The organism is Streptomyces sp. CB02923, assembly GCF_001905005.1.
Lineage (GTDB): Bacteria > Actinomycetota > Actinomycetes > Streptomycetales > Streptomycetaceae > Streptomyces.
Genome location: NZ_LWKZ01000023.1, coordinates 960279 through 975814, shown reverse-complemented (window position 1 = coordinate 975814; position 15536 = coordinate 960279). Strand labels below are relative to the sequence as shown.

The window sequence follows — 15536 nt, the reverse complement described above, 5'->3', positions numbered from 1 at the left end:
GGCACACCGCAGAGCGGGCGCCAACCCACGGAAGCTGTACGCGACGTGAAATTGGTCCAAACCATTGACCTCACTGGTCTAGTCCTTCTACGTTCTCCCCGCAACACTCAACGCGTCCATGCCCATTCGGATCGCGTGTCCGTCCCGCACCACCCTCGACCCCCCTCCGAGGAGACGACATGCCCAGACCGCTCCGTACGCGATCGTCGCGTCGGCTGATCGCCGCCACCACCGCACTGTGTACGGCCGCCCTGGCCGGCACCCTGTTCGCCGCCGGCACGGCCGCCGCCGACCCCACCGGCAGCACGGCCTCCGCCACTCCCACGGCCGCGTCCGCCCCGGCCGCCGGCACCCAGGCCGCCGGAAACAAGGTGGTCGGCTACTTCACCAACTGGGGCGTCTACGACCGCAATTACCACGTCAAGAACATCCAGACGTCCGGGTCCGCCGACAAGCTGACTCACATCAACTACGCCTTCGGCAACGTCCAGGGCGGCAAGTGCACCATCGGCGACTCCTACGCCGACTACGACAAGGCCTACACCGCGGACCAGAGCGTCGACGGCAAGGCCGACACCTGGGACGCGGGCGCGCTGCGCGGCAACTTCAACCAGCTGCGCAAGCTCAAGAAGCTCCACCCGAACCTCAAGGTCATCTGGTCCTTCGGCGGCTGGACCTGGTCCGGCGGCTTCGCCGAGGCCGCCAAGAACCCGAACGGGTTCGCGCAGTCCTGCCTGGACCTCGTCCAGGACAAGCGCTGGGCCGATGTCTTCGACGGCATCGACATCGACTGGGAGTACCCGAACGCCTGCGGCCTGACCTGCGACACCAGCGGCCGGGAAGCGCTCACCAACGTCGTCAAGGCGCTGCGCGGCAAGTTCGGCAACAAGCTGGTGACGGCGGCCATCGCGGCCGACGCCTCGGCCGGCGGCAAGCTGGACGCCGCCGACTACAAGGGCGCCGCACAGTACCTCGACTGGTACAACCCGATGACGTACGACTACTTCGGCGCCTGGGACGCCAAGGGGCCGACGGCACCGCACTCCCCGCTGACCGCGTACAACGGCATCCCGAAGGCCGGCTACAACACCACCGACACCATCAAGAAGCTCAAGGGCATGGGCATCCCCTCCAACAAGCTCCTGCTGGGCCTCGGCTTCTACGGGCGCGGCTGGCAGGGCGTGACGCAGGACGCTCCGGGCGGCACGGCCACCGGCGCGGCGCCGGGCAAGTACGAGGCCGGCATCGAGGACTACAAGCTCCTCAAGACCCGCTGCCCGGCAACCGGCAAGGTCGGCGGCACGGCCTACGCCAAGTGCGGCAGCCAGTGGTGGAGCTACGACACCCCGGAGACCATCGGCACCAAGATGGCCTACAAGAACCAGCAGGGCCTGGGCGGCACCTTCTTCTGGGAACTGAGCGGCGACACGACGAACGGTGAGCTGATCAAGTCCATCAAGTAGCCGCACAAGCCATCTCTCGCCGCTCCCCTTCCCGGCGCGGCCTGCCCGCCCTGCCCGCCACCGCGCCCGGTGGCGGGCAGGGCGCGTCGCCACAACAATGTCGCCACAACAATGCGGACCTACCGCGTCGCTGCGGAAGAGGCCAGGTCACAGTGGTGCGGTGGCAGCGGGCACGCGGTGCGGCACCGCCCTGCCCCGGCACCAGTGCCCCTCGCCCGCCACGTGAGCCCGTCGCCGTCCTGCGGGAAGCCCAGCACCAGCACCTGCTGACCTCCGCTCTCGCCCCGGCCGATCTGCACCCCCGAGCACTGCGGCGAGGAAGCCTTTCAGCGCGCCCTGCGCACCCAGGCCCGCACCACCGCCCTGCGCGCTGCGGGCATCACCGTCGCCATCACCCCCACGCTCCAAGTCGGCTTCCAACTCCTCGGTAGCGGCGGCCGCGGCCGCGAGCTTCCAGGCGAGCTGCTCTTCTCATTCGAGACGGTCTGCCATCGCCTGTGCACCCTGCAGCACACCGGCCGTCGCGGCGTCCCCATCTCCGTCCTCCGAGCGGCGCTCCTGGGCGGCCGTCCTCCCCCGCTGTGCCCGGTCTCCCTTCGGCCTGCCGACGCGGGAGGCGTGGGTATACCGTCGATGATGAGCACAACTCGTCGCTCCGGAGCAGACGTTGACCCTACGTCGACGGGTGGCTCCCAGGGGGAAGGGGCCGGGATGAGTGAACGGGCGCTGATCGGCGGACGGTACCGGCTGGTGCGGCGCACAGGGCAGGGGCCTGGGGGCGGGGAGCAGTGGCTCGCGCAGGACGAGGATCTGGGGGCCGCCGAGGTTCTGCTCACGGAGATGGTGCCGGCGCCCGGGGCGGACGCGGGTGAAGCGGCCCGGCTGCGCCGGACGCGGGAACGAGCCGACCAGGTGGGGCAGTTGCGCCGGCACGCGCATGTGGTCGCCCTGTACGACGTCGTGGAACACGAGGGCAGCCCTTGGGTGGTGTCCGCGTACCACCCGGGCGCGGTCGACCTGGAGACCCGCCTGCGGCAGGAGGGGCCGGTGCCGGCCGGTGAACTGGCCGGGATCGCGCTGGCGCTCGCCGCCGCGCTCGGCGCGGGTCACTTCCTGGGGGTGCTGCACGGGCAGATCTCGCCGTCCGCCGTCCTGCTCGTACCGAAGAAGGCGGACGGGCAGGCGCCCGGCCGGGTGCTGCTGACCGGTTACCTGTTCCGGGACGCTGTGCCGCCCGTAGGAGCGGCGGCCGGGTTCCTCGCCCCCGAGCAGACGCGGGAATCCGGCCTGGCCGCGACTCCGGCCGCGGACGTCTACTCGCTGGGCGCGACGCTCTATGCGGCTGCCGAAGGCCACCCGCCGCCCGCCCGCCCCGGCCCGCCCGGCCAAGCGGCGGAGTTGGCGGGTCTCGTGCGTGAGATGCTGGCCGAGGAGCCGGCGCAGCGGCCGTCCGCCGACACCGTACGGGCGGCGCTGGAGCGGTTGACCGGTGCGCACGGAGACGGCGCCGGAGCCCCGGAGTCCGAGGAGCGAACCGACGGGCGGGAAGAGGCCGGCGGCGACGGGCCCGGTACCGGATCCGCCGGAGAGAAGCGCCCGGGGCCCGCGCCGCGAGCCGGAGTGTGGCGGCTCGCGGCCGTGACGGCGGTGGTGGCGCTGATAGCGGCCGCCGGGACCCTGCTGGTGCTGAACGCGGTCAACCACGGCCATGGGGAAAACAAGGGCAAGGCACCGCCGTCCGCGGCAGGGAACACGACGCCGTCCGCGGCACGGAGCGCGATGCCGTTCCCGTACGGACAGATGGTCGGTCTCACCGAGCCGCTCACCACCGGCGACTGCGTCCGGGCCGTGTGGGCGGACCGTCCGCTGCAGTCCGTCCCCAACCTCGGCGTCGTCGGCTGCGGCGAGGGAAACAACGCCCAGGTCGTCGCCATGATGGACTTTCCCGATGTCGAAGCGGCGCGTGCCGGGGCCGCCCGGCAGTGCGCGCGGCAGGCCGACGAGGTGGCGGGACGGCTGCCCGATGCCGGGTCCTACGCCGTGGTGCCGACGGCGCAGGGCTTCGAGGCCGCGGGCCGGCGGGCGGCCTGCCTGGTCGTCTCCCGCCACACCCCGTTGAACGGGGAGGTGGGCCGCTTCCGCGATCAGGGCACCGACCTGTACCTGCAGCAGATGTCGGTCGGTGACTGCTGGACCTACAAGGCCGAGAAGGACACCTTCCAGTCGCTGCTGGCATCCTCGTGCGGCGCGTCGCACACCGACCAAGTGGTGGGATTCGTCGAGGCGCCGCCGCAGGGCATGAGCGCCGCCCAGGCCCTCAAGAGCGCGAACGACCTGTGCGCCAACCGCTTCGGAGCGGCCTGGGCGCCCGACGACAGCGTCGCCGTGTTCGGTTACGCCCCCGCCGACACTGACTGGGACAACGGTTTCCGGCAGGTGGTCTGCACCGTGGGCCGGGCCGACGGGAAGGCCGTGACAAAGGCGTACGCGCCGACGGGATCCTAGGGGTCCGGGCGGAAGGGGGACCACATGAGCGGCCTTTCGACGGCCCCCTCGGGGCGGGAGGCCACCCGGCTGCTGTGTGTGGGTGCCCATGTGGACCGGCGGTACCGGCAGCAGATCATCGAGGAACTGGTCGAACACGAGGAGCGGCCGGTCGCCGTGTCCCTCGGCTGTGACGTGCTGCCCGTCCTTGCGCACGCACTGCGTGCCCGGCGCTGGGAAGCGGCCACCGGGCTGGCGGTGCTCCTGGTGTGGGCGGCCTTCGCGGTGGTGGACGGCCGGGCGGCGGCGCTCTTCGCGGTGGTCTGGTGCCTGCTGTGGCTGGCCGCTCTGGCGTGGCGCCTGGTGGCCTCGACCCTCGTTCCGGGCCGGGCGGCGGTGGCCACGAGAGCGCCGCTGGTGGCCGTCACACCGTACGCCTTGATCTTCCTGGGCCTGCTCATCAGCCAGTTCCCTCTTTCGGTGCGCTGGGTCACGACCGGGGGCGTACCGCTCAGCCATGCCGTGGCCTTCCCCCTGCTGCTGGCGGTGCCGGTGTGGGCACACCGCGTACGGAGGGTGCTGTTGATGCGGCGGGAGCTGAGCCGGGAGTCGTTCGACGCCCGCCCCGCGCTCCGGCTGCCGGACACCCGGCGCTGTCGGCGCATCGGCGCGGCCATCGGCCGCGAACAGTTCTCCCCGCTGTGCGCCTACCGGCCGGACCATCCGCTGATCGGCTTCGGGACCACCTACGACGCCTGGTCCTTCATCCTGGAGCTCCGGCCGAAGGACCCGGACGCGGAGGACGGTGCCGACCGGCCGCCACCGCCCGGCGAACTGAGCAACCGCGACGTCCTCGACCTCATCCGGCCACAAGTCGCCTCGCTGCGGCTGGCCGTCCCCGCCGCCACCGCCCGTGACCGGCTCCGGCAGCTGAAGGTCGACGAGTGCGTCTGCCTGCCCGTGTACGGGCCGCGTCAGGACATGCCCTACGAGACCGAGCGGCTGCGCGAGTGCCTGCGGGAGGCGGTCGACGACCACGGCGAGGGGCGCCGGCACTTCCTGCGGGTCCGGATCACGGCCTGGGGCGGACAGCTGGTGGTGAGCGTCCTGGTCCGGGTGCACACCCAGGGCGCCATGCTGGTGCTCGAAGTGGCGCCGCACGTACTGGCGCCGGTCCGGACCGACTACGCGTCGGCCGCCGACTCGGCCTCCGACCACGACCTGCTGCTGCTGCGCAACACGGCGCTGGCGCTGTTCTCCAGCCCGGCGGCCTCCACCACCGCCGTCTTCGGGCTGCTGCGTACGGCCGTCACCGTGTCCCGGACGTGGCTGCGCCGGCCGACCCGGTCGAGACCGGACGGTCCTCGGGTGTCGGTCCGGGAACTGGGCAGTGCGCAGCAGGTGACCCTCTTCCAGGAGATGGACGTCAGCCGGTACGTGAAGACCGTGCAGGACCGCATCACGAACGGTGTACTCCAGGCGCTGCGGTCGAAGGGCTACGACACCCGCGAGTTCGAGCGGCAGTCCGTCACCGTCGGCCAGGGAGCGATCTACATCGGTGCGATGAGCGGTGGCGTCGCGTCCACCGGAGCACGTACGGACATCCACTACACCCCGGGAGACCGCCATGGCCCCACCCGCAGCGGACGGACCGCGCCACCCTGACGTCACCGGTGACCCATCGGAGCGCGGCCGGACCTCCACGGCCCCGCCGGGCTCGATCAGCGTGGGCGGTTCCGTCTCGGGCGGGGTGCTCAGTACCGGTCCGGATGCCCGCATCACCTACGGCACGGCGGAACCGGACGATCCGGCCCGGCTCCTTGCCGCGCTGGGCGCGCTGCGTACGGCGCTTCTCGACGCGTCGAGGCCGGGCCCCGGCGTCGGCACCGGTCTCGGCCCTGGCCCCGGCTCCGGCTCCGGCTCCGGCTCCGCGGAACGAGAAACGGACCGCACCGGCCTCGACGCCGAACTCGCTGCCGCTCAAGAAGAGATCGAACGCCGCGGGGCCCTCACGTCTCCGCGCCGCCGAGCACTGCGGGAACGGCTGGACATCATCGCCGCCGCGGCCGCCGGCGGCGCGTCACTGGCCGCCCTGGCCCAGACGGTCGCCGGACTCCTGACCTGACCATACGGCCCGCCCCGGACGAGCAGGGCGGGCCCATCGGTGGTCGGCAGCGGGAACCCGGGCACTCCCTTCGAACAGGCAGCAGCCGGGAAGACGTTCGATTCCACCGAGCGCCTTCCCGCCGCTTTGTACCAGCGCCCCCTGTCAGCCAAACCGGGAAATCGCCGCACCACGGGAAGTCCACCGCCCCTCTGCCCCATCGGCGAAAGGCAGCCGACACCAGACCTGCCCACACACGACTTCACCCCCGGCCAGGCGGACGCCCTGCAGCTTCTCGTGCTACGCCGCGGCGTAACCGAGACGGAACAGGCCCTGGTCCTGAGCCCGCTCCAGGTCCCGCTCCGGGCGCAGCCGGACCTCCAGGTCGCCGGTGCCGTGGTGGTCCGGCCCCGTCCCGTCCCGGCTGAAGCCGGACACCAGACCGGCCTCCTTCGGGTCGGCCTTGAGGTAGACGAGCAGCTTGCTCTTCTGCGGCGGGCACACGCAGGCGAAGTTCCGCAGCCGCCGGTACGTCCGGTAGAGGCGGTTCTCGGTTGTGGTGATGTCCTGCCCCAGGCCCAGCAGCGTCTCATCGACCGCGGCGGCCAGCTCCGCCATCGCCCCTGCGTCAGGTGCCCGCGCGTCGATTCGGCCGCTCACCGGTGCTCGCGCACGGCGTGCACGTCGTAGTGGGTGATGTCGCCCGCCACGCAGATCAGCCGCAGTGCGCTCCACCGCACCCGAGAGGCGGCTGCCGCCCCCAAGCACTCGCGGACCAGGTGCCCGAACTCGGCGCGACCTCGCTCACGCCACTGTGCATGATGCGGAACAGCTTCAGCCCCGACACCTTCCCTTCCTTCCCTTCCTTCCCTTCCTCGACTCCGGGACCTGCAACGCCTGCGCGGGACACGATTGTTTCCACAGAGGGCCGCGAAACGGTGAAGATTGAGGTGAGAGCCCGGCCGTAGCTATTCGGCCCCTCGTGTCCCCCGGGCATCGAGAGCCTGACGTTCCCCATACGTCCCCCGCGCCCCGGAAGGCAGCTCAGGAAGAGCACGTTTACCCAGGTCAGGCGCCATGCACAGGATGATGGACCGAGCGCCTTCCAAGCACCTGCCTTTTCTTCATGGCTCCGTACGTCCGCTCCGGCCACACCCTCCTGACGCGGCTGCACGGCTTGGCGCTTATGTCGCTTCTGGGGATTTCGCCGCGGGACGAGCCGAAGCACGATAGTTTTTCCGGATACAAGCCTGTCGCCAGCAGAACTAGCAGAATCAGCAGAATCAGCAGAACTATTGGAAGGATGGGAAGGGCCCGGTCATCGACCGGGCAGCTCCAGATGTCAACGCACTACGTGCGCACGCGCGAGTCATACCGTTCCGGAGTGTCTGGACAGCCGTCTCATCCGCACCAGTTCCTGACACCGGAGTCACTCCCGTCCCGCCTTCCCGTTCGCCCCTTCGCGGCCAGTGCTCCATGTCCCTGAGTCAGGAAGTTCGGATGAGCGAGATCGCGCGGCCGGAACCAGGATTCTCACCCGAGAGGCTGACTTTCTTCACGGACGCGATCTTCGCGATTGCGATGACGCTGCTGGCCGTCGAGTTGGAGCGCCCCGACGAGAAGGAGCTCGCCTCGGCTCGTGCGCTGGGCAGCTTCCTGGTGGACCAGCGGGACTCCTACCTGGCGTTCGCGCTGGCATTTGTTCTGCTCTGGTCGGTATGGCGCCGTCACCACAAGCTGATGGACCGGATCGGCAGACTGTCCACGGCCTTCCTGGCCTGGCACGCGCCGTTCCTGCTGCTGGTCGCGTTCCTTCCGTTCCCGACAGCCGTCATCGGCGCGTCGGTCAGCAATCCGCTGGCACAAACCCTCTTCGCCGGCACCATGGCGGCCATGGCCTGCTGCGAGGCCGTCATCAAGGAGGTCTCCACCCGAAGCGGCCTGGTCACCGGCGACGCAGCAGAATCCCGTCGGCACACCGATGGCTCCTGGGCCGTCAGCCTGTGGTTCGTCCTCAGCGGGGGCGTCTCCTGGCTGTTCCCCCAAGCCTTCGTACTGTGGTTCTTCGCCCCGCTGGCCGCCCCGTACGGCGGAGCACTCATCTCCCGCCTGCGCCCCTCTCGCCCTGAATCACCCGGGCCCGCACGCTCGCCGCGGTGAATGAGCACGCCGTGCCCTGTCAGGAGAAACCAACGGCCTCAGCGCGGACGGTTCTCGTTCACCTTCAGCGGGCCTGGGGCCGGGGTGGTGCGCCGAGCCGGTCGCGGACCGGGCTCTCGGAGGCGCTCCTGCGCCCGGTGGGCCAGGCCATGCAGTCCAGACCCTGATTGATCACACCTACTCTCAACGACGATCGCGCCTCCGCGCATGAGGACTGCCTTACTGAGGCTGCGGTGAGGGCGGGTCATGGCGTCACCTGTGCACCTTCGTTGCCGTAGCCACGTCCGCCGCACCCGCCATGGGCCACCCCCGCAGGATCCGCTGGTGCAGTTCCCTCAGCTTGCGTCCGGGTTCCGTGCCCAGCTCTTCCACGAGGCGATGCCTGACCTGTGCGTAACAGCGCAACGCCTCCGCACCGTCTCCGGCCAGGTACAGGGCGTGCATCAGGGCCTCGGCGACGGATTCGGCCGCAGGGTGTTCGTCGAGCAGATCCCTCAACTGCTGCGCCACGGCGGCCGGGTCGCCGCTGTACATCTCTATGCACGCGAGGCGCACCGCGACATCCACGCGCCGCCGCCTCCACGCCTCGCGCACCCGGACCGGCCATGCTCCACGCAGCCCGACGAGGGGTTCGCCGCGCCACAACGAGAGAGACTCGCGGAGCAGCGTGGCCCGCTGGTCCTGGGATTGTCCGCTCTCACAGGCCGATGCGGCCAGCCGGTGGAACCTACGCAGGTCGACCGCGTCGGGGTCGAGGTCCAGCTGATAGCCACCGGACCGGCGCAGCACCGGTAACCGTTCATGGCCATCGCTGCCCAGTTCTTCGCCCAGGCGCCGGATCCGGCATATATGCGCGTACAGCGCGCGGCGGGCGCCTTCCGGGGGCTTCGCATCCCAGACTCGCTCGATCAGCACCTCGACAGGCACAGGCCGACCGGCATCGACTGCCAGTGCGGCCAGGACTGCGCGGCGCTGGGGAGGCCCCGTATCCAGAGGATGTCCTCGCAGTACGACTTCTACCGGCCCTGACAGACACAGCCGCAGCACCATGTCCAGCCCCCGTTCACATCGTCTCCACGGTCCTCGTACACCCGGTGCAGGGCGACAACCTTTCGGCAAACTTTCAACCAAAGACCGGCTGTCAATCTGGTCCAGGAGATGCCGGCTCTCTGCCGAAGGCGGCGGTTCCGGCTGCGGAACGACGCGGAGTTCAGCCTGGCCACGACTCCGCACGTACAGACGGGGGTGCGCTCGTGCACCGATGGAACACGGCGACCGAGGACTCGCAGGCCCGGTGGGACGGTGTGCCGCACGAGGCGTCAGCGCCCGGCGCGCCAAGGCGACGAGGGGTTCTGGCGGGCGCCTTCGCGCTGCTCACTGCACTGCGGCAGACCGAGGACGCGGGGCTCACCGCCTTGGCGTCCGCATGTGGTCTGCCCAAGACGACGGCGTACCGGCTCCTGGACCAGCTGAGCAATCTGGGGGCTGTCGAGCACAGGCATGGCCGGTACCGCATCGGTCCGCAACTGTTTCAACTCGGCCATGGGTGGCAGCCGTGTCCCGAGCTGCGGCCGGCCGCACGACGACCGACGCGGCAGTTGGCTTCGGTCACCGGGACGACGGTGGGGCTCGCCGTGCTGCACCAAGGGCAGACGATGATCTTGGACTGGACTACTGCACTGGACTCGGCGCCCGCGAAGGTGAGCGATCAGCGGGTCTGGCCGTGGTACACGGCGGCCGGCAAGGTCCTGGTCGCCATGGCCGGCCGCCCACTGCCCGTCGGGCCCTTGCCGGGTACCTGGTCCAGCGAGGCGGCCGTCATCCGCGAACAGGGGGTCGCCTTCGATCGGCAAGAAGTGCTGGAAGGGGTGTGCTGCGCTGCCGTACCGGTGTACGTACGCAGCGGTCCCCCGGTAGCGGCTCTGTGCGTGCTGACCGGTCCGGACCACCGGCTGGATCGCCTCGCCGAAGCCACCCGGAGGACCGCGGCCACCATCGGCGCCGCGCTCGGCCACCGCAGGTGAGCTGCCTCCATTCCCGGCACCCGGGCCGCCGCTCGTCACACGTCTGACCGGCTCCGCGATCTTCCGCCCCTAGCTGTGGCGGTGTATGCCAGCCAGGAACCCGCACGCCCACCCCCGCAAACCGGCAGATCTCAGGCGAGATCCCACTCGAACCACTACTTGTCGCCCTGGCCTTCCAACGGGCCCGTGTGCGCGCCGTGACACTGCGAGCCGATCGTCCGGTCCCGGCTGCCCGTGCTATTGATTTCGCCGCAGGATCCCGCCGAGCGTAGGGGCGTCATGGCTGGATCTTGCTGACTTTTAAGATCCAGCCATGAAGAAGACGCATGTGGTGGCTGTGCTGGCCTTCGATGCCATGGCACCCTTCGAGCTGGGCGTGGTGGTGGAGGTCTTCGGCCTGACCCGGCCCGAGCTGGGCGACCTGCCCTGGTACGAACTGCGGGTGTGCGCCGAGGAACCCGGCCGGGACCTGCGGGCGGTCGGCGGTTTCACGGTGCGCGCCGAGTACGGGCTCGACGCGCTGGCCGCAGCGGACACGGTCATCGTGCCGGGGGTGGCCAAGGCCGGGGCGGAGGTCTCGCCCGCCCTGGTGGAAGCGCTGCTGCAGGCCCACGCGCAGGGGGCGCGACTGGTGTCGATCTGCTCGGGGGCGTTCGCGCTGGCGGCGGCCGGCCTGCTGGAAGGCCGGCGCGCCACCACCCACTGGCGCTACGCCCGCGCGCTCGCCGAACGGCATCCCGGCGTCGAGGTGGACCCCGACGTGCTGTACGTCGACAACGGCGATGTCCTCACCAGCGCGGGCAGCGCGGCCGGTATCGACCTGTGCCTCTACCTGGTCCGGGCCGATCACGGTGCGGTCGTCGCCAACGCGGTGGCGCGCCGCTTCGTGGTGCCGCCGCACCGCGAGGGCGGGCAGGTCCAGTTCATCGAGGCGGCGGTGGGAGAGGTCAGCCCCGAGGACGACGGCGTCACGCAGAGCATGAACTGGGCGCTGCGGCATCTGCGCACACCACTGTCCGTGCCCGCCCTGGCCCGGGCCGCGCGCATGTCGCAACGCTCGTACTTGAGGCACTTCACCCGCCGAAACGGCGTGAGCCCCATGCGCTGGGTCATCGCCCAGCGGGTGGCCGCCAGTCTGCCGCTGCTCGAATCCGGCGAGGGGACCGTGGACGAGGTCGCCGCCGCGGTCGGCTTCGACAGCACCGCGACGTACCGGCACCACTTCACCCGCCGGATGCGCACGACACCGACGGCCTACCGCAAGACGTTCATCAGCGTCCCCGCGCGCCCGTAGGGGCATTCCGACGGCTGGCGGCATCTTGACGGCCTCAGGCGTTTACGCCACTCGTGGGGCGGGCCCAGGGATCGGAGGATGGAGCCATCGCCGACCGGGAAACCCGGCACGGCCCACAGGGACCGCGTCCCCACCAGCAAGAACACGAGGTACTCCCGATGTCCGCCACCGCTTCCGCCGAGATCACCAGCGCCGTCCTGAGCGTGCCCGCCGCCACCCCGGCCGAGGCCGCCGCCCACTACGCCGCCCGGCTCGCCTTCGAGGCGGATGTCTCCGACGTCCACGCCGACCTGGCAACCGGCGCACCCGGCGTCGTGGTGGTCGACACTCGCAGCGACGCCGGCTGGGACCAGGGCCGCATTCCCGGCGCCCTCCACATCCCCACCGCACGGATCGCCGAGCTGGCACCGCAGCTGATCGACCCGGCGCAGACCGTGGTCACCTACTGCTGGGGCCCCGGCTGCAACGGTGCGACCCGCGCGGCGCTGGCCTTCGCCGACCTCGGCTACCAGGTCAAAGAACTGCTGGGCGGCTTCGAGTACTGGGTACGCGAGGGCTTCGCCTACGACTCCGCCACCGGCGTCGAGCAGCGCCCCGTCGACGACCTGACCGCCCCGCGCTCGGGCGTCTTGTGCGCGTGCTGAAGGACACTGCACGGCCGGACGGTGTGATCCGTCCAGCCACCGCGGCCGACCTGCCGACGACAGCCGACCTGTGTGCCGCCCACGCCGCCTTCGAGAGCGCCGGCCCCGTGCCCACCGATCTCACCGCCCGCCTGGAGCCCGTGCTGTTCTCGGCACAACCCAGAGCGTGGTGCCTCGTGGCCGACCACGAAGGCGAACTGATCGGTTATGCCACCTGCTCCGGGAAGTTCTCCACCTGGCAGGCAGCCGATCACGTCCAGTTGGACTGTCTGTTCGCCATACGGGAGCTGCTCAGCGCAGTACGACTGCCAGCAGGTCGGTGCCCAGCTCTGCCAGATCGGGCAGATTGAGGGTGTACCGGATGTAACGTCCCTGCCGCCGGGCCGTGAGCAGGCCCGCGCGGCGCAGCACGGCGAGGTGGCGGGAGACCGTCCGGAAACGGCGGCGCAGATTGACTGCCGAGGTGAGCCCGACGCGGACGGCGACAGCCTCGACCGGACATCCCGGCAGTGACACCCTGGTGAATTACAAGCAGGGCCGTCCCCATTCGGGGCGGCCCTGCGACCCCGTCAACGCGGTTCAGGCAGCGGCGGTCCGCCAGATCTGTACCAGGCAAAACTGATCCTCCCCGCCCAGCGCGGCCTCATGGCCGGTGGGCGTGCCCAGCACGTCGGAACAACCTCGCAGCGGAGAAGTGAAAGGACCCGCGTCCGGGTCGAACACCCACTGCCACCGCATCCGGTACGTGCCCGGCGACGGCAACACCAGCGGAATCTCCCTCAGCCCGCCGTCGACGGTCTGCAGGCCAAGCTCGCCCTCGGGAAGGTCCACCTCGGCCTCCTCACGCCCCGCCCACCGGCCCGACGGCAACGCCGGCGCAGTGGTCCACGACTCCAGCCGTATCACCGTCGTGCCGACCTCGGAGGGCACCTGCAGGTACACCAAGCCCGGCCCCGGGAGCAGCCACTTCGATCTGTCCGCATCATCATCGAACGTTTCCGCCCCCATGGTCGTGTCAACCAGCCCGAACAGCCGATAGCTCGCCGACACGGTCGTATCGCAGGAATCCAGCAACCTACCCATCAAGCACCTCGCAAATCAGGAAAGAACAGCGCTCAATGGCAACGCTCTCGCCGACTGTAAACGAAGGGAAAGAACACGCTCAGTAGGATCATCAGTCGCTCCGGGGCCAGACCACCACCCACCTAATTGGGGTCGGCATGCCGTACGTCGAATGGCGCGGGACCACGTGCCGGGTCAAATGGTGGTCCGGCGAGTACTTGGAGAACGGCAGGAAGAAGTACGAGAGCGAGAGCGGCTTCGATGACGAGGAGATTGCCTACGACTACGGTCTCGACCGCGGGTACGAGGTGCGCCACGGCACGCGCGTGGCCAAGATCCGCGGCGACATCTTGATGCTCTTCGGGATGCTGATGACCGACGCGGTGCAGCGATACAAGGTGCGGACGGAATCTCCTGTCCCGGTGCCCGCCCCGCGGCGCGGCCGGTACGTGAAGAAGGTCCGCAAGAGGAAGCGCCCGCTGGCCATGGGCCCGGTGTACCAGCTGGCTGTGAACGCGTACACGGTGTGGGGCTTCACCGGCTGACTTACCTCTGGGACGCGGCCTTCCAGGGGATGCGGCCCCGTGAGATGTTCGGGCTGCAGAAAATCTACGTGGCCCCGGCCTGGCCGGCCTCCGACCCCGACCCGGAGCAGCGCGAGGAGTCCTGCGAGCGGTACGCGGCGATGCCCGCCACCCGGGTGCAGTTCCAGCACCAGTGCGTGCACGGGAAGAGGGCGCTCACCGATCCGAAGCACGACTCCCATCCCACCGCACCCTCGTCCAGGCGCCCACCGCACCCGGTGGCGGGCAGGGCGCGTCGCCACAGCCATGACGGCATTGGTCTGGACCTAGAGGCCGTCGGGTCGCCATGCTGTTGACGAGCGCACGCCAATTCCCTCGGTGTGGAAAGGTGCCCGTCATGCCCCCACAGCCACCTCAGCCCGTGGAGCACACAGACCGAGCCACCGCGGCCTCCGGCCTCGGCCGCCGCTCGCTCATCGGGGCGCTGGGCGCCGGTGTGCTCGGCGCCGCGTCCGGGGTGCCCGCTTCCGCCGCGCAGGACCGGCCGTCGCCCTCCCGGCCGGAGCGCGCGGATCTGCGTCCGGCGTTCCTGGGTACGTACGGCAACGGCATCATCTCCTGCACGTACGACACCACGACCGGCGCACTGACCCGGCGCGGCGGTTTCCCGGGAGTGACCGACCCGTCCTTCCTCGCGGTCTCCCCCGACGGCAAGGTGCTCTACTCCCTCGACAACGGCGGACAGCAGGGCGCGGTGCGGGCCTTCGCCATCGGCAAGGACGGCGCGCTCAGCCCCCTGGGCCCGGCGCAGTCCACGGGCGGCGCCAACGTCACCCACCTGTCGGTGCACCCGGCCGGCCGCCATCTGCTCAGCGCCAACTACGGCGCGGGCAGCGTCGCGGCGCACCGGGTCAACGCCGACGGCAGCGTGGGCGCCCGTACCGCGCTCGTCCAGCACACCGGCTCCGGGCCCGACCCCGGACGCCAGGAGGGTCCGCACGCGCACCAGATCATCACCGACCCCCGGGGCCGCCACGTCTTCGCCGTCGATCTGGGCACCGACAAGGTGTACACGTACCGGCTCGACACCGCGAGCGGCACGCTGCGGCCGGTTTCCGAAGCCCGTTCGGTGGCGGGCGCCGGCCCCCGCCACATGGTCTTCCACCCGACGGCCCCCTACGCTTACGTCGCCAACGAACTGAACAGCACGATCACCGTCTACGGCCATGATCCGGCGACCGGCGTGCTCACCCGCGGCGAGAGCCGGCCCACCGTCCCCGGCGGATCCGGGGCTGCCGTCCGCAACTACCCGGCAGAGGTGGCGATTTCGTCCGACGGCCGGTTCCTCTACCTCTCCAACCGGGGACACGAGAGCATCGCCCGGTTCGCCGTCACCGCCGACGGGTCCGGCCTGCGCCTGATGGACACGGTGTCCAGCGGCGGCTCCTGGCCCCGGCACATCAGCCTCGCGCCGTCGGGCACGCTGCTGTTCGCGGCCAACCAGTACGGCAGGACGGTCGGCGTCTTCAGCGTGAACCGGGACACCGGCGCCCTCTCCCCGTCCGGGCCGCCTTTCACCACGTCCTCGCTCGGCTGCGCCCTGCCTCTATGAGGCTGCTCCTCTGATGCTGCCTCGATGACGCTGCCCCTGTGACGCGGTGCCCCGCATATCGGCAAGCCGGGCGCGTATGCCCATCCGCCGCGAGTTGGGCCTGCCCGTGGTCCGCGATGCGGCGCGGCCCGGCGCATCGGAGGTTCCCGCGCGTCCCGAGCCGGC

At 70.6% G+C, this 15536-nt stretch carries 13 protein-coding genes and 2 pseudogenes; 10 read left to right on the top strand and 5 right to left on the bottom strand.

What is annotated here, in order from left to right; all coding sequences use genetic code 11:
* Positions 1–179 precede the first annotated feature (179 nt).
* From A6A06_RS22440 to A6A06_RS22425, 4 genes are all read left to right on the top strand, one after another.
* Complete coding sequence (locus A6A06_RS22440; RefSeq protein ID WP_073763045.1) at positions 180–1463, top strand: glycoside hydrolase family 18 protein; 1284 nt, start codon at positions 180–182, stop codon at positions 1461–1463.
* A 711-nt stretch (positions 1464–2174) separates the two neighbouring features.
* Entirely contained in the window at positions 2175–3968 is a 1794-nt protein-coding gene (locus A6A06_RS22435) for a septum formation family protein (protein WP_073763044.1), read from the top strand.
* Positions 3969–3992: 24 nt separating this feature from the next.
* Positions 3993–5612 carry a hypothetical protein gene (locus A6A06_RS22430; protein ID WP_073763043.1) on the top strand — a complete coding sequence of 540 codons (1620 nt, stop codon included), beginning with the start codon at positions 3993–3995 and terminating at the stop codon, positions 5610–5612.
* A complete protein-coding gene (locus A6A06_RS22425; RefSeq protein ID WP_073763042.1) occupies positions 5575–6072 on the top strand; it encodes a hypothetical protein in 498 nt (165 codons plus the stop codon). Before A6A06_RS22430 ends, A6A06_RS22425 begins: the two co-directional genes overlap by 38 nt.
* Positions 6073–6351: 279 nt before the next feature.
* Here A6A06_RS22425 and A6A06_RS43980 read toward each other — a convergent pair.
* A pseudogene (locus tag A6A06_RS43980) lies at positions 6352–6863 on the bottom strand (DUF5655 domain-containing protein); the annotation flags it as partial.
* 688 nt (positions 6864–7551) lie between these two features.
* Between A6A06_RS43980 and A6A06_RS22415 the strand changes: the two are divergent.
* On the top strand, positions 7552–8211 hold the full coding sequence (locus tag A6A06_RS22415) for a TMEM175 family protein (RefSeq protein ID WP_073763040.1): 660 nt from the start codon (positions 7552–7554) through the stop codon (positions 8209–8211).
* 252 nt (positions 8212–8463) lie between these two features.
* Here A6A06_RS22415 and A6A06_RS22410 read toward each other — a convergent pair whose 3' ends face one another.
* Positions 8464–9261 carry an AfsR/SARP family transcriptional regulator gene (locus A6A06_RS22410; protein ID WP_073763039.1) on the bottom strand — a complete coding sequence of 266 codons (798 nt, stop codon included), beginning with the start codon at positions 9259–9261 and terminating at the stop codon, positions 8464–8466.
* A 203-nt stretch (positions 9262–9464) separates the two neighbouring features.
* Between A6A06_RS22410 and A6A06_RS22405 the strand changes: the two genes are divergently transcribed.
* The 3 genes from A6A06_RS22405 to A6A06_RS22395 all read left to right on the top strand — a co-directional run bounded on the left by A6A06_RS22405 (position 9465) and on the right by A6A06_RS22395 (position 12173).
* A complete protein-coding gene (locus A6A06_RS22405) occupies positions 9465–10235 on the top strand; it encodes an IclR family transcriptional regulator (protein WP_079194223.1) in 771 nt (256 codons plus the stop codon).
* 313 nt (positions 10236–10548) lie between these two features.
* Positions 10549–11529, top strand: a complete 981-nt coding sequence (locus A6A06_RS22400) for a helix-turn-helix domain-containing protein (protein WP_073763038.1) — start codon at positions 10549–10551, stop codon at positions 11527–11529.
* 158 nt (positions 11530–11687) lie between these two features.
* Complete coding sequence (locus tag A6A06_RS22395) at positions 11688–12173, top strand: rhodanese-like domain-containing protein (RefSeq protein ID WP_073763037.1); 486 nt, start codon at positions 11688–11690, stop codon at positions 12171–12173.
* Positions 12174–12464: 291 nt separating this feature from the next.
* Here the strand turns inward: A6A06_RS22395 and A6A06_RS41955 are convergent.
* A pseudogene (locus tag A6A06_RS41955) lies at positions 12465–12602 on the bottom strand (ArsR/SmtB family transcription factor); the annotation flags it as partial.
* A gap of 150 nt (positions 12603–12752) precedes the next feature.
* Complete coding sequence (locus A6A06_RS22385; RefSeq protein ID WP_073763035.1) at positions 12753–13256, bottom strand: hypothetical protein; 504 nt, start codon at positions 13254–13256, stop codon at positions 12753–12755.
* A 137-nt stretch (positions 13257–13393) separates the two neighbouring features.
* Here A6A06_RS22385 and A6A06_RS22380 point away from each other — a divergent pair, with 137 nt between their 5' ends.
* Positions 13394–13780, top strand: a complete 387-nt coding sequence (locus tag A6A06_RS22380; RefSeq protein WP_073763034.1) for a hypothetical protein — start codon at positions 13394–13396, stop codon at positions 13778–13780.
* Between the two features lie 64 nt (positions 13781–13844).
* Here the strand turns inward: A6A06_RS22380 and A6A06_RS41950 are convergent, their stop codons facing one another.
* Positions 13845–14075 carry a hypothetical protein gene (locus tag A6A06_RS41950; protein WP_199931068.1) on the bottom strand — a complete coding sequence of 77 codons (231 nt, stop codon included), beginning with the start codon at positions 14073–14075 and terminating at the stop codon, positions 13845–13847.
* Positions 14076–14156: 81 nt separating this feature from the next.
* Here A6A06_RS41950 and A6A06_RS22370 point away from each other — a divergent pair, with 81 nt between their 5' ends.
* Positions 14157–15371 carry a lactonase family protein gene (locus tag A6A06_RS22370; RefSeq protein WP_079194222.1) on the top strand — a complete coding sequence of 405 codons (1215 nt, stop codon included), beginning with the start codon at positions 14157–14159 and terminating at the stop codon, positions 15369–15371.
* Positions 15372–15536 lie beyond the last annotated feature (165 nt).